The 18,781-nt window shown below is 57.5% G+C and carries 16 protein-coding genes, 3 tRNA genes and 5 pseudogenes; 12 read left to right on the forward strand and 12 right to left on the reverse strand.

The features are described from left to right. Positions 1–196: 196 nt before the first annotated feature. A pseudogene (locus tag EIO60_RS12680) lies at positions 197–1,061 on the forward strand (formate/nitrite transporter family protein). A gap of 36 nt (positions 1,062–1,097) precedes the next feature. Then, positions 1,098–1,459: pseudogene (locus EIO60_RS12685) on the forward strand (YfeC-like transcriptional regulator). Positions 1,460–1,495: 36 nt separating this feature from the next. On the opposite strand, the gene gltX reads toward EIO60_RS12685, so the two are convergent. Next, on the reverse strand, positions 1,496–2,911 hold the full coding sequence (gene gltX / locus EIO60_RS12690; RefSeq protein WP_258576999.1) for a glutamate--tRNA ligase: 1,416 nt from the start codon (positions 2,909–2,911) through the stop codon (positions 1,496–1,498). 280 nt (positions 2,912–3,191) lie between these two features. Here gltX and EIO60_RS12695 point away from each other — a divergent pair. From EIO60_RS12695 to EIO60_RS16865, 4 genes are all read left to right on the forward strand, one after another. Next, positions 3,192–3,267 (forward strand) — tRNA-Val (locus tag EIO60_RS12695). Positions 3,268–3,305: 38 nt separating this feature from the next. Beyond that, positions 3,306–3,378: transfer RNA gene (locus EIO60_RS12700), tRNA-Val, on the forward strand. A gap of 16 nt (positions 3,379–3,394) precedes the next feature. Next, positions 3,395–3,470 (forward strand) — tRNA-Lys (locus EIO60_RS12705). 120 nt (positions 3,471–3,590) lie between these two features. Then, entirely contained in the window at positions 3,591–4,058 is a 468-nt protein-coding gene (locus tag EIO60_RS16865) for a FlxA-like family protein (RefSeq protein WP_374058194.1), read from the forward strand. Between the two features lie 11 nt (positions 4,059–4,069). Here EIO60_RS16865 and EIO60_RS16870 read toward each other — a convergent pair. The 3 genes and pseudogenes from EIO60_RS16870 to EIO60_RS16880 form a co-directional block, all read right to left on the reverse strand. Continuing rightward, positions 4,070–4,653: pseudogene (locus EIO60_RS16870) on the reverse strand (LysR substrate-binding domain-containing protein). Next, a complete protein-coding gene (locus tag EIO60_RS16875) occupies positions 4,592–4,831 on the reverse strand; it encodes a hypothetical protein (RefSeq protein ID WP_374058195.1) in 240 nt (79 codons plus the stop codon). The pseudogene EIO60_RS16870 and the gene EIO60_RS16875 overlap by 62 nt, the downstream one beginning before the upstream one ends. Before the next feature lie 13 nt (positions 4,832–4,844). Then, on the reverse strand, positions 4,845–4,970 hold the full coding sequence (locus EIO60_RS16880; protein WP_374058196.1) for a helix-turn-helix domain-containing protein: 126 nt from the start codon (positions 4,968–4,970) through the stop codon (positions 4,845–4,847). A gap of 95 nt (positions 4,971–5,065) precedes the next feature. Between EIO60_RS16880 and EIO60_RS12720 the strand changes: the two genes are divergently transcribed. Further along, positions 5,066–6,076 carry a bile acid:sodium symporter family protein gene (locus EIO60_RS12720; RefSeq protein ID WP_258577000.1) on the forward strand — a complete coding sequence of 337 codons (1,011 nt, stop codon included), beginning with the start codon at positions 5,066–5,068 and terminating at the stop codon, positions 6,074–6,076. Positions 6,077–6,102: 26 nt separating this feature from the next. Here the strand turns inward: EIO60_RS12720 and EIO60_RS12725 are convergent. The 3 genes and pseudogenes from EIO60_RS12725 to zipA form a co-directional block, all read right to left on the reverse strand. After that, positions 6,103–6,322: pseudogene (locus EIO60_RS12725) on the reverse strand (DUF3820 family protein). A 1-nt stretch (position 6,323) separates the two neighbouring features. Continuing rightward, positions 6,324–8,342, reverse strand: a complete 2,019-nt coding sequence (gene ligA, locus EIO60_RS12730) for an NAD-dependent DNA ligase LigA (protein WP_258577001.1) — start codon at positions 8,340–8,342, stop codon at positions 6,324–6,326. 66 nt (positions 8,343–8,408) lie between these two features. Continuing rightward, entirely contained in the window at positions 8,409–9,308 is a 900-nt protein-coding gene (gene zipA / locus EIO60_RS12735; protein WP_258577002.1) for a cell division protein ZipA, read from the reverse strand. A 218-nt stretch (positions 9,309–9,526) separates the two neighbouring features. Between zipA and cysZ the strand changes: the two genes are divergently transcribed. The 5 genes from cysZ to crr all read left to right on the forward strand — a co-directional run bounded on the left by cysZ (position 9,527) and on the right by crr (position 14,485). Then, a complete protein-coding gene (gene cysZ, locus EIO60_RS12740) occupies positions 9,527–10,294 on the forward strand; it encodes a sulfate transporter CysZ (protein WP_258577003.1) in 768 nt (255 codons plus the stop codon). Between the two features lie 142 nt (positions 10,295–10,436). Continuing rightward, positions 10,437–11,408: a cysteine synthase A gene (gene cysK / locus EIO60_RS12745; RefSeq protein WP_258577004.1), complete on the forward strand. Its 972-nt coding sequence runs from the start codon at positions 10,437–10,439 to the stop codon at positions 11,406–11,408. Between the two features lie 388 nt (positions 11,409–11,796). Continuing rightward, positions 11,797–12,054, forward strand: a complete 258-nt coding sequence (gene ptsH, locus EIO60_RS12750) for a phosphocarrier protein Hpr (RefSeq protein ID WP_258577005.1) — start codon at positions 11,797–11,799, stop codon at positions 12,052–12,054. Between the two features lie 157 nt (positions 12,055–12,211). Then, positions 12,212–13,939 carry a phosphoenolpyruvate-protein phosphotransferase PtsI gene (gene ptsI, locus EIO60_RS12755; RefSeq protein ID WP_258577006.1) on the forward strand — a complete coding sequence of 576 codons (1,728 nt, stop codon included), beginning with the start codon at positions 12,212–12,214 and terminating at the stop codon, positions 13,937–13,939. A gap of 42 nt (positions 13,940–13,981) precedes the next feature. Next, complete coding sequence (crr, locus tag EIO60_RS12760; protein WP_258577007.1) at positions 13,982–14,485, forward strand: PTS glucose transporter subunit IIA; 504 nt, start codon at positions 13,982–13,984, stop codon at positions 14,483–14,485. Between the two features lie 113 nt (positions 14,486–14,598). Here crr and EIO60_RS12765 read toward each other — a convergent pair. From EIO60_RS12765 to cysP, 5 genes and pseudogenes are all read right to left on the reverse strand, one after another. Continuing rightward, a pseudogene (locus tag EIO60_RS12765) lies at positions 14,599–14,811 on the reverse strand (pyridoxal-phosphate dependent enzyme); the annotation flags it as partial. A gap of 62 nt (positions 14,812–14,873) precedes the next feature. Then, a complete protein-coding gene (gene cysA / locus EIO60_RS12770) occupies positions 14,874–15,962 on the reverse strand; it encodes a sulfate/thiosulfate ABC transporter ATP-binding protein CysA (RefSeq protein WP_258577008.1) in 1,089 nt (362 codons plus the stop codon). Then, the gene (gene cysW / locus EIO60_RS12775) at positions 15,952–16,827 is read right to left on the reverse strand and encodes a sulfate/thiosulfate ABC transporter permease CysW (protein ID WP_258577009.1); all 876 of its coding nucleotides are present in this window, start codon (positions 16,825–16,827) and stop codon (positions 15,952–15,954) included. The genes cysA and cysW overlap by 11 nt, the downstream gene beginning before the upstream one ends. Next, the gene (cysT, locus tag EIO60_RS12780; protein ID WP_258577010.1) at positions 16,827–17,663 is read right to left on the reverse strand and encodes a sulfate/thiosulfate ABC transporter permease CysT; all 837 of its coding nucleotides are present in this window, start codon (positions 17,661–17,663) and stop codon (positions 16,827–16,829) included. Before cysT ends, cysW begins: the two co-directional genes overlap by 1 nt. Next, positions 17,663–18,679 (reverse strand): thiosulfate ABC transporter substrate-binding protein CysP, encoded by a 1,017-nt coding sequence (gene cysP / locus EIO60_RS12785; RefSeq protein ID WP_258577011.1) that lies wholly within the window; start codon positions 18,677–18,679, stop codon positions 17,663–17,665. The genes cysT and cysP overlap by 1 nt, the downstream gene beginning before the upstream one ends. Positions 18,680–18,781: the final 102 nt, after the last annotated feature.

Below are 18,781 nucleotides of genomic sequence, written 5' to 3' on the forward strand. Positions count from 1 at the left end.
TCGCAGTCTGGCTGGCGTCAACGCCATAGCAGATTGTTGCGCATTTAGGTTAAATTCTAGTTACACAGCCTTTAGGATTTTCTTGTTTTCCGTTAAGGCTCATGTGAAACTTAGCCCGCTAATCAAGTGGTCATCGCTGTCCACGCCTTTACACAACATCATCCCTGTCACAACTATTAATAATATTAAAGATACTATGTCGCTGCATTCACCTAAAGAGCTCGCCCAGCTGGCGATTCAGGTTGGCGTCACTAAAAGTCGCGCTTCCATTCCCACCTTGTCAATTGTCGGCTTTATGGCTAGCGCCTTTATTGCTACCGGCTTCCTGCCAGATCTACATGTTATTAACTCCCTGCCCGCTGACTGGGGCTCCCTTTGGCGGCCTGCTGGGCGCGGCGGTATTCCCGGTGAAATTGATCCTGACTGTGCTGGCTGGCGGCGAACTGCTGACCGGCAATATCAATATGATGACCATGCCGGTGGCTTGGTTTGCTCGCCGTATTAGCGGCTTTGCGGTACTGCGCAACTGGTTCTGGGTCACCATAGCTAACTTCATAGGCAGCCTCGCCATCGCCTAGTTCTTCGGCCATATGCTGAGAATGACCGAGGGCGACTACCTGAAAAAAACAGCTGCCATCGCCAGCGCCAAGGTGAACACTGATTTCCTGCACGCCTTTATTTCCGGAATCGGCTGCAACTAGCTGGTCTACCTCGCAGTCTGGCTGGCCTTCGCCAGTAAAGATGTAGTTGGCAAAATTTTCGGCATGTGGTTCCCGGTGATAGCGTTCGTCTCGATCGGTTTCCAGCACGTCGTTACCAACATGTTTACCGTGCCGGCGGCGATTTCTGCCGGTCAGCTGAGCTGGGCGGAATACCTGCCGAACTTCGTTGCCGTATTTTTAGGTAACGGCGTGGGCGGTGCGGTCTTCGTCGGCCTCGCCTATTTCCTTGCGGTCCGTCAGGCGAAGCAGTCGGTACGGTGCAATAAGGGTCTGCCTCTTGCCCGCCGGGCAAGAGGCAATTTCATTCAGGTTACTTTCACGTGTAACGATTTGCTGTAATATGCTTAACTAATTTTATTAAACAGGGACAGTATCGTGAAAAAGGAATGGTTAACACTTGATGAACTCACGAATGAGACAGGTTACAGTCGTCAGACGGTAAACAAATGGATTAAGCGTGAAAACTGGACCACGACGCCAAAGCCGGGCGTACAGGGCGGCAAAGCCAGATTGATCCACGTTGACGAGCGCGTTAAAAGCTTTATCCAGTCAATGCGCAACCTGAATGAACCCAACGCTTCCTACGCCACTCAGCCTAACTCTTTACCTGCGCTTTACCTGCGTTACTATTAAGTTCTGTGCAGCAAATGACGCAGAGCGAGCAGGATCTGCTTGACGCAATGATTTTGCGAGGGATTAAAGGAGTATTGCAGCGGCTGGGTATCAGCGAAGAGTAGAAAAACCGGAAGCCTGAGGCTTCCGGTTTGCGTTTATCAGCCCTGCGCTTCGCGCTGCGCAATAAAGGCGAGCGCCTTTTCGATGCGCGCGACGCTGCGGCTGCGGCCGATCGCTTCGACCGTGACGTCTAGGCCTGGCGACTGACCGGCGCCGGTTACGGCAACGCGCAGCGGCATGCCGACCTTGCCCATTCCGACTTCCAGTTCGTCTGCCGCGCTCTGAATCACGTGATGCACATTCTCCGCGTTCCAGTCGCTAATGGCGGCCAGCTTGTCGCGCACCACTTCCAGCGGCTGACGCGCCACCGGACGCAGATGTTTTTTCGCCGCGTCGGCATCGAACTCGTCGAACTCTTCGTAGAAGTAACGGCAGGAAGCCGCCATCTCTTTCAGCGTCTTACAGCGCTCGCCCAGCAGGGTAACCAGCTTCGCCAGTTCCGGGCCGGTGCGCGTGTCGATGTTCTGCTGTTCGATATGCCACTGCAGCTGCGTCGCCACATACTCCGGCGGCAGGCTGTTAATGTAGTGGTGGTTCAGCCACTGCAGCTTTTCGGTGTTGAACGCGCTGGAGGATTTGCTGACGGCGTCTAGGGTAAACAGCTCTTTCATCTCCGCGATTGAGAAGATCTCCTGATCGCCGTGGGACCAGCCCAGACGTACCAGGTAATTGAGCAGCGCTTCCGGCAGGTAGCCGTCGTCGCGATACTGCATGACGCCAACCGCGCCGTGGCGCTTAGATAGTTTTTTGCCGTCGTCGCCGAGGATCATGGAGACGTGCGCGTAGACCGGCACCTGCGCGCCAATCGCCTTGAGGATGTTGATCTGGCGCGGCGTGTTGTTGATGTGGTCTTCGCCGCGGATCACATGGGTGATGCCCATGTCCCAGTCATCAACCATCACGCAGAAGTTGTAGGTCGGAGAGCCGTCGGTGCGGCGGATAATAAGGTCATCCAGCTCCTGGTTGCTGAATTCGATCGGACCGCGGATCTGGTCGTAGAAAATAACCGAGCCTTCCTGCGGGTTGCGGAAGCGTACCACGCAAGGCTCATCCGCCGCATGGTGTTCATGGCTGTCGCGGCAGTGGCCATCGTAACGCGGCTTTTCGCCGTTCGCCATCTGGGTTTCGCGCAGCTGTTCCAGACGCTCTTTCGAGCAGTAGCATTTATAGGCGGTGCCCGCCTCCAGCATCTCGTCAATTACCGCGTTGTAGCGATCGAAGCGTTTGGTCTGGTAGTACGGGCCGTCATCCCAGCCCAGATTGAGCCAGTTCATGCCGTCCATAATGGCTTCGATAGCTTCCGGCGTTGAACGCTCCAGATCGGTGTCTTCGATGCGCAGGACGAATTCGCCCTGGTTACGGCGCGCATAGAGCCAGGAGTAGAGCGCGGTACGTGCGCCGCCAACGTGCAGGTAGCCGGTCGGGCTGGGGGCGAAGCGAGTTTTGATTTTCATTCAGCAGTGCCTTAGAAGCGCGGGTTCGTTGTCGGGATGACAAAAAAACCGGTCAGAAGCGAAAAAAAGAATGCGCACATTCTAGCACCTTGCCGTGAATCCTCAATGATTGCTCGTCTGCGGAAGCGGAAAGAGGTTAACGGGCGCGATTCTACCAATAAAACCAGCACATTGGCTAAAAGCAGCGCGGGATGTTTATTTTTGAAGCGAACGCGCATTTTTATTTTAAAAAGCGTTGACTCACTTCGAAGGATCCCTATAATGCGACTCCACACAGCGGGGGTGATTAGCTCAGTTGGTAGAGCATCTCCCTTACAAGGAGGGGGTCGGCGGTTCGAGCCCGTCATCACCCACCACTCTAAAGGTGGCCCGCAGTGAACAAGAGATAAGATATGGGTGATTAGCTCAGTTGGTAGAGCATCTCCCTTACAAGGAGGGGGTCGGCGGTTCGAGCCCGTCATCACCCACTACTTCTTCTTCTTCGGGTCGTTAGCTCAGTCGGTAGAGCAGTTGACTTTTAATCAATTGGTCGCAGGTTCGAATCCTGCACGACCCACCAATTTAGAGAAAAGGGCCTGTTAGACGCTTTTTTCGTTTCTGCACGTCGTTATGTATGGTGTTGCGGGCTGTGGAAACGTGCCTTTCAGGCGCGGACAGGGGGCCGCTACGTAAAGTCGGCGTGAACACGTCCGTGTGGCCTCGACCACCGCTTCCCTACGGCGGACGCTTTTTCCTAGTTCCCTGCCCACGCCTTTATGCCAACCTTTTCCAAACCTTAACGCTTTCCTGCCCCATGCAATGTTCTGCCGGTCCGATAACGATCTTGTCTATTTACAAGGAGAAAACCTATGACATCAATATCCGCGTGATCAGGCAGTACGGGCAGCAGCGCAGGCGGGGCAGCAGCGCCAGCATTACAAAGCAGGTTAAGGAGCTGTCAGACAACCAGGAATTGACCGACGAGCAGAAGTCGGAAATGGAGCAGATGTATCAGTCGCAAACCGCCATGCTTGAGGCGCAGATCGCTCAGCTTGAGCAAAAACAGGCGCAGCAAAAGAGCGAGCCAGCCCAGCAGGCGACACAGGTGAAAGCGGCCGACGGCATCAATTGTCCGACCGAGACCAATCAGCTCAATGTCTACATCTAAAACGCCGGACTTCACGTGCGCTGGTACGTCAGCAGCGCCGCCTGCTGACGCACTTCCTGCCAGATCGCCTCGGCCGCAGGCGTCAGCGAACGGTTCTTGCGCTTGATCAGCATCAGGCTGCGATTTATCTCCGGATAGAGCCGCCGCACCGTCAGCGCCCTGCCCGAGGGCAGCGGCAACGCCAGCGCCGGTAGAATACTGATGCCGATGCCCGCATCAACCATAGGGAACAGGGTCGCGGGATGGCCGATTTCCTGAACCACATTCACCGCTATATGCTGCTGACGCAGCGCCGCGTCGATCAGCACGCGGCTGCCTGACGCATAATCCTGCAGTACCATGGTGCGCCCTACCAGCATGCTCCAGTGCACCGCGTCGACTTTCGCCAGCGGATCGTCATTGCGGCACAGCAGCAGGAACGGCTCGTCGAGAATCGCCGACAGTCCAGGTCGCTGTCGCTGAGCGGGCCAATCACGATGCCGAAATCGACCTCGGCATTACGCACGCTCTGTAGCACCCACTGCTGAGCCCGGTCATGCAGGATGACCTTGATATCGGGATAGCTTTGCTGGCTGGCCGCCAAGCACTGCGGCATCAGGTGCGCCGAGATGGTCTGACTGGCGGCGATGCGTGCCGCGCCGCTGCTCGCCGTAGCTGCGGATATCCAGCAGCGTCGTGTTGACCTCTTCTAGCAGCCCCGCCATGCGCGCGGCCAGTTGCTGGCCCGCTTCGGTCAGCATCACTTCGCGCGTGGTACGATCCAGCAGACACACGCCGATCGCCGCCTCACAGCTCTTTGATGCTGTGACTGACCGCTGACTGGCTCAGGTCGATAGATTGTCCAGCCCGGCTTAACCCGCTGTAATGGGCGACGGCGACAAAGGTGCACAGCTGACGTAGGGTGTAATTCATCGAAGTGGCTCATAGATTAATGCAATAAATCAATTTTATTTCTAAACCCGCTTCGGAGACAATCTCCCCATGTTATTTTTAACCGGATTTTAACAATGGGATTTTTACGACTCGATCCGATGATGCTCAAACTGATCATCGCGGTGCTGTTGGCAACCTTCCTGCCTGCTAAAGGCATCGTTGTCGATATCTTCGAATACCTGACGACCGCCGCCATCGCCCTGCTCTTCTTTATGCACGGGGCCAAGCTGTCGCGCGAGAAGATTATCGCCGGCAGCAGCCACTGGCGGCTGCACCTGTGGATTATGTGCAGCACCTTCGTACTTTTCCCGCTTCTTGGCCTGCTGATCGTCTGGTGGCATCCGGTTAACGTGGGGCCGGAGATCTATACCGGCTTTATCTATCTCTGCATTCTGCCGGCAACCGTGCAATCCGCCATCGCCTTTACCTCCATGGCGGGCGGCAACGTGGCAGCGGCGGTGTGCAGCGCCTCGGCCTCAAGCCTGCTGGGCGTTTTTATCTCTCCGCTGCTGGTCAATCTGGTGATGGACGAGCACAGCAGCGCGCCGACCGACGGGCTCGAGCAGGTCGGCAAGATTATGCTACAGCTGCTGGTGCCGTTCGTGCTGGGTCATCTGTCGCGCCGCTGGATCGCCGGCTGGGTGGAAAGGCATCGCAGCCTGATTGGTAAAACCGACCAGACGTCGATTCTGCTGGTGGTCTATTCCGCCTTCAGCGAAGCGGTCGTCAACGGCATCTGGCATCGCGTCGGCGTCGACACGCTGCTATGGATCCTCGCAGGCTGTCTGCTGCTGCTGGCGCTGGCGCTGGCGATTAACTTCGGCGCCTCGCGCCTGTTCGGCTTTAGCCGCGCCGATGAAATCGTGGTGCTGTTTTGCGGCTCGAAAAAAAGCCTGGCGAACGGCGTGCCGATGGCGAATATTCTTTTCCCGGCCAGCGCGGTGGGTATTATCGTCCTGCCGTTGATGATTTTCCATCAGGGGCAGCTGATGGTCTGCTCCTTTATTGCTCAGCGCTATAAAGTCGGCAACGAGAAAAAGCGGGCGCAGCAGGTGAAGCCCACCGTGATTGAGTTGCAGAAATAACAAAAAGCCCGCCGAAGCGGGCTTTTTTACGTCTGCTGTTTCAGCGGCTTGACTAGGCCCTTCCAGCCCTTCGATCTTAATAGCGAGGGTAAGCTGCATCAGCTCGCCCAGATGGTCAGCCGGAAATTCCGCCTTGCGCGCAAACCACAGCAGGTAAGGCTCCGGCAGATCGATAAGCAGCACGCCCTTATATTTGCCGAACGGCATCGGCGTGGTGGCGATCTCTAGCAGCTGCGACTTGTCCATCTCAGGCGTCCAGCCGGCGGATCATTTCCGCTTCGTCGATCACCTCAATGCCCAGCAGCTGCGCCTTCGCCAGCTTGGAGCCCGCCGCCTCGCCGGCGATCACCAGATCGGTTTTCTTCGACACGCTGCCGCTGACTTTGGCACCCAGCGCGGTCAGGCGGTCTTTCGCCTCGTCGCGCGTCAGCTGGGTCAGCGATCCGGTCAGCACCACGGTTTTTCCGGCGAAGGGGCTGTCGATCGCCTCGGCGTTAACCACCTCGATATGTGGCCAGTGGACGCAGATATCCTCAACCAGCTGGCGGATCACCTCGCGGTTGCTCTCCTCTTCCATAAAGTTACGCACGTGCGTCGCCACCACGCTGCCGACGTCTTGTACGGCAATCAGCGCCTCCAGATCGGCATCCATCACCTTCTGCAGGCTGCCAAAGTGGTTGGCGAGGTTGGCGGCGGTAGCTTCGCCGACTTCACGAATGCCCAGCGCATAGAGAAAGCGCGCCAGCGTGGTCGATTTGGCCTTTTCCAGCGCGTTGACCACGTTCTGCGCCGACTTTGGCCCCATGCGATCCAGGCCCTGCAGCTTTTCCGGCGTCAGCCTGAAGAGATCGGCGGGCGTCTGGACATATTCTGTCTCTACCAGCTGGTCGATAATTTTGTCGCCTAGGCCATCGACATCCATGGCACGGCGCGATACGAAGTGCTTTAGCGCCTCTTTACGCTGCGCGCCGCAGATCAGCCCGCCGGTGCAGCGCATGACGGCTTCGCCCTCGACGCGCTCCACGTCGGAGCCGCATACCGGACAGTGGGTTGGAAACACCACTTCGCGCGTGTCTGCAGGACGTTCAGATATAACCACGTTGACCACCTGCGGAATAACGTCGCCAGCGCGGCGGATAACCACCTTGTCGCTGATGCGCAAGCCGAGGCGCTCGATTTCATCCGCGTTATGCAGGGTGGCGTTGCTCACCATGGCGCCCGCCACCAGCAACGGCTCCAGCCGCGCGATCGGCGTCACGGCGCCGGTGCGGCCTACCTGAAACTCCACGTCGCGCACCACCGTCATCTGCTCCTGCGCCGGGAACTTAAAGGCCACCGCCCAGCGCGGCGCGCGCGCCACAAAGCCCAGACGTTCCTGCAGCGCCTGCGAATCAACCTTGATCACCACGCCGTCGATATCGAAGCCCAGCGCCGGACGATCGTTTTCCACCTGACGGTAAAACGCCAGCGCCTCTTCCGCGCTGTGCACTAGGCGAATGCGGTCGCTTACTGGCAGGCCCCAGGCTTTGAACTGCTGAAGGCGCGCATAGTGGCTGCCCGGCAGCTCGCCGCCCTCCAGCTGGCCGAAGCCGTAGCAGAAAAAGGTCAGCGGGCGCTTAGCGGTAATGCGCGGATCGAGCTGGCGCAGCGAGCCGGCAGCCGCGTTGCGCGGGTTGGCGAACACTTTGCCGTCGGTGCGGCGCGCTTCGTCGTTCAGCTTCTCAAAGCCGCGCTGCGTCATAAACACTTCGCCGCGCACTTCCAGCCGCGCCGGAAAATCGTTGTCTTTCAGGCGCAGCGGGATGGCGCCGATGGTGCGCACGTTGGTGGTGATATTTTCGCCGGTGGTGCCGTCGCCGCGCGTCGCCGCGCGCGTCAGCAGGCCGTTCTCATACAGCAGGCTCACCGCGAGACCATCCAGCTTCAGCTCGCAGCAGTAGGCGATGTCGTCGCTGCTTTTCAGGCGCTCCTGCACACGCTTGTTGAAGGCGAGAAAACCTGCTTCGTCGAAGGTATTGTCCAGCGACAGCATTGGCACTTCGTGGCGCACCTGGGCAAAGGCCGTCAGCGGCGCGGCACCAACGCGCTGCGTCGGCGAGTCGGGCGTCACCAGCTCGGGGTGCTGCTCTTCCAGCGCGCGCAGTTCGCGCATCAGGCGGTCATATTCGGCGTCGGGGATCTCCGGCGCGTCCATAACGTGATAGATATATTCGTGATGGCGCAGCGTGGTGCGCAGTTCGGTGATTTGGTCCTGAACGGATTTCATAATGCCCCATCAGACAAAAAAACCCCGACAGTCGGGGGTTAGGTGAGCCAGGTTAGACGGCCCAAATTATTCTCTGGATTCTATGACTTCGCGAATGAGGGTCTTATAGATTTCGAGCTTCTGCGGCGTCATCATGCGGCGCTCGTCATCCAGTACCACGCCGCCGACGTCATCGGCGATGCGCTGCGCCGACTGCAGCATCAGCTTGAAGTTCTGGTTCGCGTCGCCATAGGAGGGCACCATCATAAAGATAGAGATGCCGGGCGTGGAGAAATCGGACATCTCATCCAGGTTAAAGGAGCCGGGCTTAACCATGTTGGCCAGGCTAAACAGCACCGGGCCGCTGCCCGCCGGGCTGAGATGACGATGGAAGATATTCATTTCGCCGAACTGGAAGCCAGCCTGCAGAATGCCCTGCAGTAGCGCTTCGCCGTTCAGGGTGCCGCCGGTATGAGCGGCGACGTGCAGCACCAGCATCGCCTCCTTGGGTTTGCCGACGGCGGCTTTCGGCGTCTCCTGACGAACGGGTTCGGCGGCATGCTGCGGCTCAGAATAGGGCTCAGGCTGGCGCGGCGCGGACGGCTGCGGTTCAGGCGCCGCCTGGAACTCCGGCTCGGGCTGTACTGCTTCCAGAGTATCGTGATCCAGCCGCAGATCGGCCTGAATCCGCTGTGCCGGGGCGAAGCGCGGCGCTTCTGCCGAGGCGCGGAATACCGGCGCGTCGTCCTGCTCGTCGTCGCGGAAATATTTGAAGCGCGGCTCCTGATGCGGACGCTCCTGGCGCACGCGAACCTCGCCGACGCTCTCTTCGTCGTCGCGCCCGTCGCGCTGCTTGAGCCGTTTATGCGGGCAATCGCGAAACACTGACGAGCGCTCTTCACAGCTGGTCCACAGTCCGTGAAGAAGAAGCGCTATAATGGCGATCGCGCCAACAACGATTAATATCAGACGCAAATCCTGCATCATTGTATTCTCTGTTGTTCCAATACCTTGCCACTGCGGCAAACTTTATCCTCTAACTGTATTTGCCCTGTTAAACAAGTGCAAGCTCGTGCAGTATTTTCTGACAAATAAGATAGTCGCCCCACGTTTTTTTGCTGTTTTTTCACCCAATCGCCTCATGTTCAGAAGAAAAAGCCAGGTTATCATGGTCTCGCCCGATAATTTTCCAGGAGTTGCCTGTTATGGCCCGTGAGAACACTGTCTCAAGTTTCAATGGTGTGCACTATTTTAGCGAAGGTTGGAGACTGGTTCGTCTGCCCGGCATCCGACGTTTTGTAGTCATCCCGCTGCTGGTGAATATCGTGCTGCTGGGCGGCGCGTTCATCTGGCTGTTCGATCGCCTCGGCAGCTGGATCCCGCAGCTGATGGCGCATATTCCCGGCTGGCTGCAGTGGCTGAGCTATCTGCTCTGGCCACTGTCGGTGATCTCTATCGTGCTGGTGTTCAGCTACTTCTTTTCTACTATTGCCAACTGGATCGCCGCGCCCTTCTGCGGCCTGCTGGCGGAGCAGCTGGAGGGGCGCCTGACGGGCAAACCGCTGCCAGACAGCGGCTGGGCGGCAATGCTGAAAGATGTGCCGCGCATCATGAAGCGCGAGCTGCAAAAGCTGGGCTACTACCTGCCGCGCGCGCTCGGCCTGCTGCTGCTCTACTTTATCCCCGGCTTCGGCCAGACGGTGGCGCCGGTGCTGTGGTTCCTGTTCAGCGCCTGGATGCTCTCGGTACAATATTCCGACTACCCGTTCGACAACCATAAGGTCAGCTTTCAGCAGATGCGCAGCGCGCTGCGCCGTCATAAAAGCGCTAATATGCAGTTCGGTGCGCTGGTCAGCCTGTTTACCATTATTCCGATCCTTAACCTGGCGATTATGCCTGTGGCGGTGTGCGGCGCGACGGCAATGTGGGTCGATCGCTACCGTAGCCAGCTTGGTCGTACTGAGCTATGCTGATACGCTTCAGAGTCTCTTATGCATTTTTTAGCAAGGCTTATTGCCTGGGGACATATAGATATGCGTTTTCTTTCCTTCCGCGCGCAGGCAGAAAGCGTATGCTCTGAGGGTTCCCAATATTTCATACAGTTAAGGACGGGCTATGAGTAAGATCTATGAAGATAACTCTTTGACAATTGGTCATACGCCGCTGGTTCGCCTGAACCGCATCGGTAACGGCCGCCTTCTGGCGAAGGTGGAATCCCGTAACCCGAGCTTCAGCGTCAAATGCCGTATCGGTGCCAATATGATTTGGGACGCAGAAAAACGCGGTATCCTGAAATCCGGCGTCGAGCTGGTCGAGCCAACCAGCGGCAACACCGGCATCGCGCTGGCCTACGTCGCTGCGGCGCGTGGCTATAAGCTGACGCTGACCATGCCGGAAACCATGTCCGTAGAGCGCCGCAAGCTGCTGAAGGTGCTGGGTGCCAACCTGGTGCTGACCGAGGGTCCGAAAGGCATGAAAGGCGCCATCGCCAAAGCGGAAGAGATTGTCGCCAGCGAGCCGGATAAATTCGTGCTGCTGCAGCAGTTCAGCAACCTTGCTAACCCGGAGATCCATGAAAAAACCACCGGTCCCGAAATCTGGGAAGATACGGACGGCGCGGTAGATGTTTTTATCGCCGGCGTCGGCACCGGTGGCACGCTGACCGGCGTTTCGCGCTACATCAAGAACACCAAAGGTAAAAAGGATCTTATCACCGTGGCGGTCGAGCCGACCGATTCACCCGTCATTGCTCAGGCGCTCGCTGGCGAAGAGATCAAACCCGGCCCGCATAAAATTCAGGGCATCGGCGCAGGCTTTATCCCGGGCAACCTAGATCTCGACCTGGTCGACCGCGTGGTGGCGATCACTAATGAAGAGGCGATCTCTACCGCACGTAAGCTGATGGAAGAGGAAGGCATCTTGGCGGGTATTTCCTCCGGCGCCGCCGTTGCCGCTGCGGTCAAGCTGCTGGAAGATGAAGCGTTCGCCAACAAGAATATCGTCGTTGTGCTGCCCTCTTCCGGCGAACGCTACCTGAGTACCGCGCTGTTTGCCGATCTCTTCACCGAAAAAGAGCTGCAGCAGTAACGCCAGCCTGCGAAAACGCCGAAAAAAGCACCCCAAGGGGGGCTTTTTTGTGGCTCAGATCCCACTTTTACCACCGCCCAGATTGATTTCAGTGACGCTGCTCTGGTACTTAAGCTGGAAATAATTTAAGTGCCTGAAATTAATCAGCCTTTGAATTAGATCAAGCTGAATCGATTTACGCATTTGGCGTTACGTCGAATCACGGCATAATTAGTAGCTGAAGCGCTCTACACGGACTGTGACCCATTCATCTGGAATGACACGCTCATTAAAGCGCATTCATTGGTCAGCGACAGGCTATACCCGCGCACCTACACAGGCTAAAGTTACGGCTCCAGGCTAGACTTTAAGTCCATAACACCAAACCTGATAACGTTGGGGAAACAGAATGTTCCAGCAAGAAGTTACCATCACCGCGCCTAATGGTCTCCACACCCGCCCTGCCGCGCAGTTTGTTAAAGAAGCGAAAACGTTCCAGTCAGAAATCACCGTTACCTCTAACGGCAAATCCGCCAGCGCCAAGAGCCTGTTCAAGCTGCAGACGCTGGGTCTAACGCAGGGCACGGTTGTGACGCTCTCTGCAGAAGGCGAAGATGAGCAGCAGGCGGTTGAGCATCTGGTTAAACTGATGGCTGAACTGGAATAATCCGCTCAGCTTTTGCATTATACCGACTCCTTTGCCCCTGAGTGCAAACATCTTGATCGCGGACAATCTGTCCGCGTTATCACATCCGTAGAGTACAGCTCCCGCGACAATGGCAACGTATTGGGTCAAAGAGCCATCGTGATTAAAAGGTAGGGTTATGATTTCAGGCATTTTAGCATCACCAGGTATCGCTTTCGGCAAAGCTCTGCTGTTGATTGAGGATGAGATCGTCATCAACCGCAAGAAAATTTCTGACGAACAGGTCGATCAGGAAGTGAAACGCTTCCTCGACGGTCGCGATCAGGCTGCGCAACAGCTGGAAGCCATCAAGGTGAAAGTGGGTGAGACCTTTGGTGAAGAGAAAGCAGCCATCTTCGAAGGCCACATCATGTTGCTGAAAGACGAAGAGCTGGAGCAGGAAATCATCGACCTGATCAAAAAAGATCACGCCTCGTCCGACGCTGCCGCCTATTTCGTGATTGACGGACAGGCAAAAGCGCTGGAAGAGCTGGATGACGAATACCTTAAAGAACGCGCCGCGGACGTTCGCGATATCGGCAAACGTCTGCTGCAAAACATTCTCGGTCTGCACGTTGTTGACCTGAGCGCCATCCATGAAGAATCAATCCTGGTGGCAAAAGATTTAACGCCGTCGGAAACCGCACAGCTGAACCTGAAAAAAGTGCTGGGCTTTATCACTGATCTCGGCGGCCGCACCTCGCACACCTCTATCATGGCGCGCTCGCTGGAGCTGCCGGCGATTGTCGGCACCGGCAACGTCACCGCGACGGTGAAAAACGGCGACTTCCTGATTCTGGACGGCGTCAACAATAAAATTTACGTCAACCCGTCGGAAAGCGTGCTGGAAGAGCTGAAAGCGGTCCAGACGCAATACCTCAGCGAAAAACATGAGCTGGCCAAGCTGAAAGATCTGCCGGCGATTACGCTGGATGGTCACCCGGTTGAAGTGTGCGCCAACATCGGTACCATTCGCGACGTCGCAGGCGCCGAGCGCAACGGCGCGGAAGGCGTGGGCCTCTACCGCACCGAATTCCTGTTTATGGATCGCGACTCGCTGCCGACCGAAGAAGAGCAGTTCCAGGCTTATAAAGCCGTCGCGGAAGCGATGGGCGCACAGGCGGTTATCGTGCGCACCATGGATATCGGTGGCGATAAAGACCTGCCCTACATGAACCTGCCGAAAGAAGAGAACCCGTTCCTCGGCTGGCGCGCGATCCGTATCGCCATGGACCGCAAAGAGATTTTACACGCTCAGCTGCGCGCCATTTTACGCGCCTCGGCGTTCGGCAAACTGCGCATTATGTTCCCGATGATTATTTCGGTTGAAGAGGTGCGCAGCCTAAAGGCGGAGCTGGAGCTGCTGAAAGCGCAGCTGCGCGAAGAAGGCAAAGTGTTCGACAAAACCATCGAAGTCGGCATCATGGTGGAAACGCCCGCCTCCGCGGTGATTGCCCGCCACCTGGCGAAAGAAGTTGACTTCTTCAGTATTGGGACAAACGACCTGACGCAGTATACTCTAGCCGTTGACCGTGGTAATGATTTGATTTCTCATCTGTATAACCCGATGTCGCCGTCGGTGCTCGGCCTGATCAAGCAGGTTATCGACGCGTCCCATGCCGAAGGCAAGTGGACCGGCATGTGTGGTGAGCTGGCCGGTGATGAACGTGCTACACTACTTTTACTGGGTATGGGGCTGGACGAATTCAGCATGAGTGCCATTTCAATCCCAGGCATTAAGAAAATCATTCGCAACACGAATTTCGAAGATGCGAAAGCTCTGGCGGAGCAGGCTCTGGCTCAACCTACAGCGGAAGAACTGATGAATCTGGTGAATAAGTTCATCAAAGAGAAAACACTCTGCTGATCCACGAGACGCTATCCCAACAATACTGTTTAGGAGAAGAATATGGGGTTTCTTGACAAGCTTTTCGGCAATAAACCAGAAAGCACATCTGGGACGATTGATATTGTTGCGCCTCTGTCAGGCGAGATCGTAAACATTGAAGACGTACCGGATGTGGTATTCGCTGAGAAAATCGTTGGCGACGGCATTGCTATCAAGCCAACCGGCAATAAAATGGTTGCGCCGGTTGATGGCACCATCGGCAAGATTTTTGAAACCAACCACGCCTTTTCAATCGAGTCTGACAACGGCATCGAGCTGTTTGTCCACTTCGGTATCGATACGGTTGAGCTGAAAGGTGAAGGCTTCCGTCGTATCGCCGAAGAGGGCCAAAAGGTCAAGAAAGGCGACGTCGTGATCGAGTTTGATCTGCCGCTGCTGGAAGAGAAAGCGAAATCGACGCTGACGCCTGTGGTGATCTCCAATATGGATGAGATCAAAGAGCTGACGAAGCTTTCTGGTAAGGTTAACGTTGGCGAAACGCCGGTGATCCGCATCAAGAAGTAACAGCTATCGCGCATAAAAAACGGTACCTCAGAGTGCCGTTTTTTATTGCCTTTTTCAGGCGCGCAGCGTCAGGCAAGCCGGTGAAAGGAGCCGAAGCGCAAAGTGTCCCGCGCGCTGCCGCTGGTGGCCTCGATCAGCCAATCGCCCGGCGCGATGTCGCCGCGCAGCTCGGCCTGATGGATCATCGACCAAGCGTCGCGGTCTTTAACGGAGCCGGCGGGATTATTGCCTCCTAGCTTGAGCCAGATTTCGCTGCCGTTGGCAGGCGTCAGGCACTGTAGTCTGATCAGCGGCGTATTGCCGATGGTGTTTTGCAGTGTGGTCAAGGTGCGTTTCCCGGCGAACAAAAGCGTGCAAAAAAAGGGGCGGGATAAGAACCCGCCCAATATCATGCGCTTTCGGCAAAGGCAACTGTGCGCAGCGGCGTCGCGCCCTGATAGAGCCGCGCCTGCTGTAAGCCGACAAATAGACGCTCGCCGCGCACCGGCGCCGTCTGGTCGCCCTCGAATACCAGCGAGAAGGGTTCACTCTGCCAGCCGGTCGGCTGCACCACCAGTTGCCAGAAGTGGCCGCGCAGGCTGACCTCCAGCACCTGCACCGGCAGCGGCGCCTCCAGACTGCTCTGGCGCGCCACGTCGATCTCCCACGGGCGCAGGAAAAGCTCGACCGCGCCCTGGTGCGCCGGCGTATAACCGAGCGGCCAGCGGTGCGCGCCGACATGGAACTGCGAACCGTGGATCTCGCCGTCGAAGCGGTTTACCTCGCCGAGGAATTCCAGCACAAAGCGGGTGGCAGGCTCGCGCCACACCTCGTCCGGCGTGCCGACCTGCTCGATATTGCCCTGGCTCATCACCACCACGCGATCGGCCACCTCCATCGCCTCTTCCTGATCGTGCGTCACGAAGACGCTGGTAAACTTCAGATCTTCATGCAGCTGACGCAGCCAGCGGCGCAGCTCTTTGCGCACCTGGGCGTCCAGCGCGCCGAACGGCTCGTCGAGTAGCAGGATCTGCGGTTCGACCGCCAGCGCGCGCGCCAGCGCCACGCGCTGCTTCTGGCCGCCCGACAGCTGCGCCGGGAAGCGGTTCGCCAGATGCGCCAGCTGCACCATCTCCAGCAGACGCGTCACGCGCTGTTTGATCTCGGCGGAAGAAGGACGCTCGCGGCGCGGCAGCACTGTCAGGCCGAAGGCAATGTTGTCGAATACCGTCATATGGCGGAACAGCGCGTAGTGCTGAAACACGAAGCCGACCTGGCGGTCGCGCGCATGCAGCGCGCTGACGTCTTTGTTGTGAAAGCGGATCTGCCCGCTGTTCTGATGCTCCAGCCCGGCGATAATACGTAGCAGCGTGGTTTTCCCGGAGCCAGACGGCCCTAGCAGCGCTACCATCTGGCCAGAAGGAATATCCAGAGATATATCGTTCAACACCGGGGTGCGGCCGAAAGCTTTGTTGATCTGGTTAATCTCAATGCTCATGATTTTCCTCCTGTTGCAGGCGATGCTGCTGTTGCTCTAAACGCCACTGCAACACGCTTTTCAGAAACAGTGTCACGATTGCCATCAGGGTCAGCAGCGCGGCGGCGGTAAAGGCGCCGACCACGTTGTAATCCTGATGCAGTAATTCAACCTGAAGCGGTAAGGTGTAGGTCTCGCCGCGAATCGATCCCGAGACCACCGAGACCGCGCCAAACTCGCCAAGGGTGCGCGCGTTGGTCAGCACCACGCCGTAGAGCATCGCCCAGAGAATATTGGGCAGCGTCACGCGGCGGAACATCTGCCAACCCGATGCGCCGAGCAGCACAGCCGCCTCATCTTCATAGCTGCCCTGGCTGAGCATCACCGGCACCAGCTCGCGCACCACAAAAGGACAGGTCACGAAGACGGTGGCCAGCACCATACCGGGCCAAGCGAACATCACCTGGATGTTATGCGCGTCGAGCCAGCCGCCCGCAGGCCCGTTGATGCCCCAGAACAGCAGATACATCAAGCCCGCCACCACCGGCGAGACGGCGAAAGGAATGTCGAACAGCGTCAGCAACAGCTGGCGGCCGGGAAAGTTAAAGCGCGTCATCAGCCAGGCGAGCAGCGTGCCAAACACCAGGTTAACCGGTACGGTAATCAGCGCCACCAGCACCGTCAGCCAGATGGCGTGCAGCATGTCGCTGTCGGCCAGATTTTGAAAGGTGACGCCAAGCCCCATCCTGAAAGCTTCGTAGAAGATAGAGACCATCGGCACTACCAGCAGCAGCAGTGAGATCAGCACGCCGATGCCGATCAGCAGCCATTTGCCCCAGTTGACCGGCTGACAATCGGCGGCTTTGATGTGGAAGATATCCGCCATTAGTGACCTCCCAGACGGCGGCCGAAGCGGCTCTGCAAGGTGTTAATGGCGAACAGCAGCACCAGCGACGCCGCGAGGATCACCGAGGCGATGGCGCTGGCGGCCGGGTAGTCGAACTCCTGCAGGCGCACGAAAATCATCAGCGAGGTCACCTCGGTTTTCCAGGCGATATTGCCGGCGATAAAGATCACCGCGCCGAACTCGCCGATGCTGCGGGTAAAGGAGAGCGCTGTGCCGGCCAGCAGCACGGGCGCCACTTCCGGCAGCACTACGCGGCGGAAGCTCTGCCACGGCGTCGCGCCGAGCGTCTGCGCCGCCTCTTCATATTCTGGCCCCAGCTCCTCCAGCACCGGCTGTACGGTGCGCACTACAAAGGGGATGCTGGTGAAGGCCATGGCAACGGCGATGCCGAGCCAGGTGTAAGAAACCTTGATGCCGAAGGCGTTGTAAAGCCATTCGCCATACCAGCCGTTGACGGAAAAGAGGCCCGCCAGCGTCAGGCCGGCGACCGCCGTCGGCAGGGCGAACGGCAAATCCACCAGCCCGTCCAGCAGCGTGCGGCCGGGAAAGCGATAGCGCGTCAGAATCCACGCCATAATCATGCCAAACACCGCGTTGAACAGCGACGCCACCCCCGCTGACAGCAGCGTGACCTTATAGGCCGCCACCAGTTGCAGGTTGCTGATCACCTCCCAGTACTGCGCCAGCGTCATCTGCGACAGCTGCATCAGCAGCGCGCTGAGCGGCAGCAGCAAAATCAGGCAGGTAAACAGCAGGCTGGTGCCGAGGCTCAGCCCGAATCCAGGCAGTACGCGCTTCTGAGTTAACGCTAACATTATCCGCGCCCCACTGACAGCAGTTGATCCAGTTCGCCGCCGCTGGCGAAGTGCGTTTTCATGGCGTTATCCCAGCCGCCGAACTGATCCTCTACGCGGAACAGCCGCGTCGACGGGAAGCGATCTTTATGCTCGCTCATCAGCTTCGGGTTGTTGACGCGATAGTAGAAGTCGGTGACGATTTGCTGCGCCTGCGGCGTATAGAGGTAGTTGAGATAGGCTTTTGCCGCATCAGCACTATGGTTGTGCCCGACGTTTTTATCCACCCTGGCCACCGAAAACTCAGCAAGAATATCGGTTTTCGGCACCACGACCTCTAACTCATCTTTGCCGTAGTGTTTACGAATGTTGTTCACCTCGGACTCGAAGCTGATCAGCACGTCCCCGAGACCACGCTCGGCGAAGGTAGTGGTCGCGCCGCGTCCGCCGGTATCGAATACCTCTACGTTCTTCAGAAACTGCGCCATAAAGGCGCGGGTTTTCGCCTCGTCTCCGCCGTTCGCCTGATTGGTGGCGCCCCAAGCTGCCAGCCAGGTGTAGCGGCCGTTGCCTGAGGTTTTCGGATTAGGAAACACCAGCTTTACGCCGGCGCGGCCCAGATCGGCCCAGTCGTAGATCTGCTTTGAATTCCCTTTGCGCACCAGGAAAGCCATAGTGGAGTAGAACGGCGAGCTGTTGTTAGGCAGACGGCTTTGCCAGTCGGCCGCAATCAGGTTGCCTTTGTCATGCAGCACCTGCACGTCGGTCACCTGGTTATAGGTCACTACATCGGCACGCAGCCCCTGCAGGATCGCCAGCGCCTGTTTGGACGAGCCAGCGTGCGACATTTTGATGGTGAGCTTGTCGTCAGGATGGCTGGCATCCCAAGATTTTACGAACGGCGCATTCAGGGCGACAAACAGCTCGCGCGCGACGTCGTACGAGCTGTTGAGCAGTTCGGTGGAGCTGGCCGCGCCCGCAAGGCTGAGCGACAAGGCGATACCGCCAACGATATTTTTCATCGTTCTTTTGGTCATGAGGCACCCTGAGAAAACAAGAATTCTGGCCTGGGCCAGCGGTTTGCTCAGTGTATTTATAACCCCACGGAAAGCAGTAGCGGTTTTATATATCGTTTGATG

The organism is Candidatus Pantoea persica (genome assembly GCF_013753875.1).
Lineage (GTDB): Bacteria > Pseudomonadota > Gammaproteobacteria > Enterobacterales > Enterobacteriaceae > Pantoea > Pantoea persica.

Excerpts from the sequence above, each read along its gene's own strand:
- gltX (WP_258576999.1), bottom strand. The coding sequence starts at position 2,911 with ATGAAAATCAAAACTCGCTTCGCCCCCAGCCCGACCGGCTACCTGCAC.
- EIO60_RS16880 (WP_374058196.1), bottom strand. The coding sequence starts at position 4,970 with ATGAATTACACCCTACGTCAGCTGTGCACCTTTGTCGCCGTCGCCCAT.
- EIO60_RS12720 (WP_258577000.1), top strand. The coding sequence starts at position 5,066 with ATGGGATTTTTACGACTCGATCCGATGATGCTCAAACTGATCATCGCG.
- ligA (WP_258577001.1), bottom strand. The coding sequence starts at position 8,342 with ATGAAATCCGTTCAGGACCAAATCACCGAACTGCGCACCACGCTGCGC.
- zipA (WP_258577002.1), bottom strand. The coding sequence starts at position 9,308 with ATGATGCAGGATTTGCGTCTGATATTAATCGTTGTTGGCGCGATCGCC.
- cysZ (WP_258577003.1), top strand. The coding sequence starts at position 9,527 with ATGGCCCGTGAGAACACTGTCTCAAGTTTCAATGGTGTGCACTATTTT.
- cysK (WP_258577004.1), top strand. The coding sequence starts at position 10,437 with ATGAGTAAGATCTATGAAGATAACTCTTTGACAATTGGTCATACGCCG.
- ptsH (WP_258577005.1), top strand. The coding sequence starts at position 11,797 with ATGTTCCAGCAAGAAGTTACCATCACCGCGCCTAATGGTCTCCACACC.
- ptsI (WP_258577006.1), top strand. The coding sequence starts at position 12,212 with ATGATTTCAGGCATTTTAGCATCACCAGGTATCGCTTTCGGCAAAGCT.
- crr (WP_258577007.1), top strand. The coding sequence starts at position 13,982 with ATGGGGTTTCTTGACAAGCTTTTCGGCAATAAACCAGAAAGCACATCT.
- cysA (WP_258577008.1), bottom strand. The coding sequence starts at position 15,962 with ATGAGCATTGAGATTAACCAGATCAACAAAGCTTTCGGCCGCACCCCG.
- cysW (WP_258577009.1), bottom strand. The coding sequence starts at position 16,827 with ATGGCGGATATCTTCCACATCAAAGCCGCCGATTGTCAGCCGGTCAAC.
- cysT (WP_258577010.1), bottom strand. The coding sequence starts at position 17,663 with ATGTTAGCGTTAACTCAGAAGCGCGTACTGCCTGGATTCGGGCTGAGC.
- cysP (WP_258577011.1), bottom strand. The coding sequence starts at position 18,679 with ATGACCAAAAGAACGATGAAAAATATCGTTGGCGGTATCGCCTTGTCG.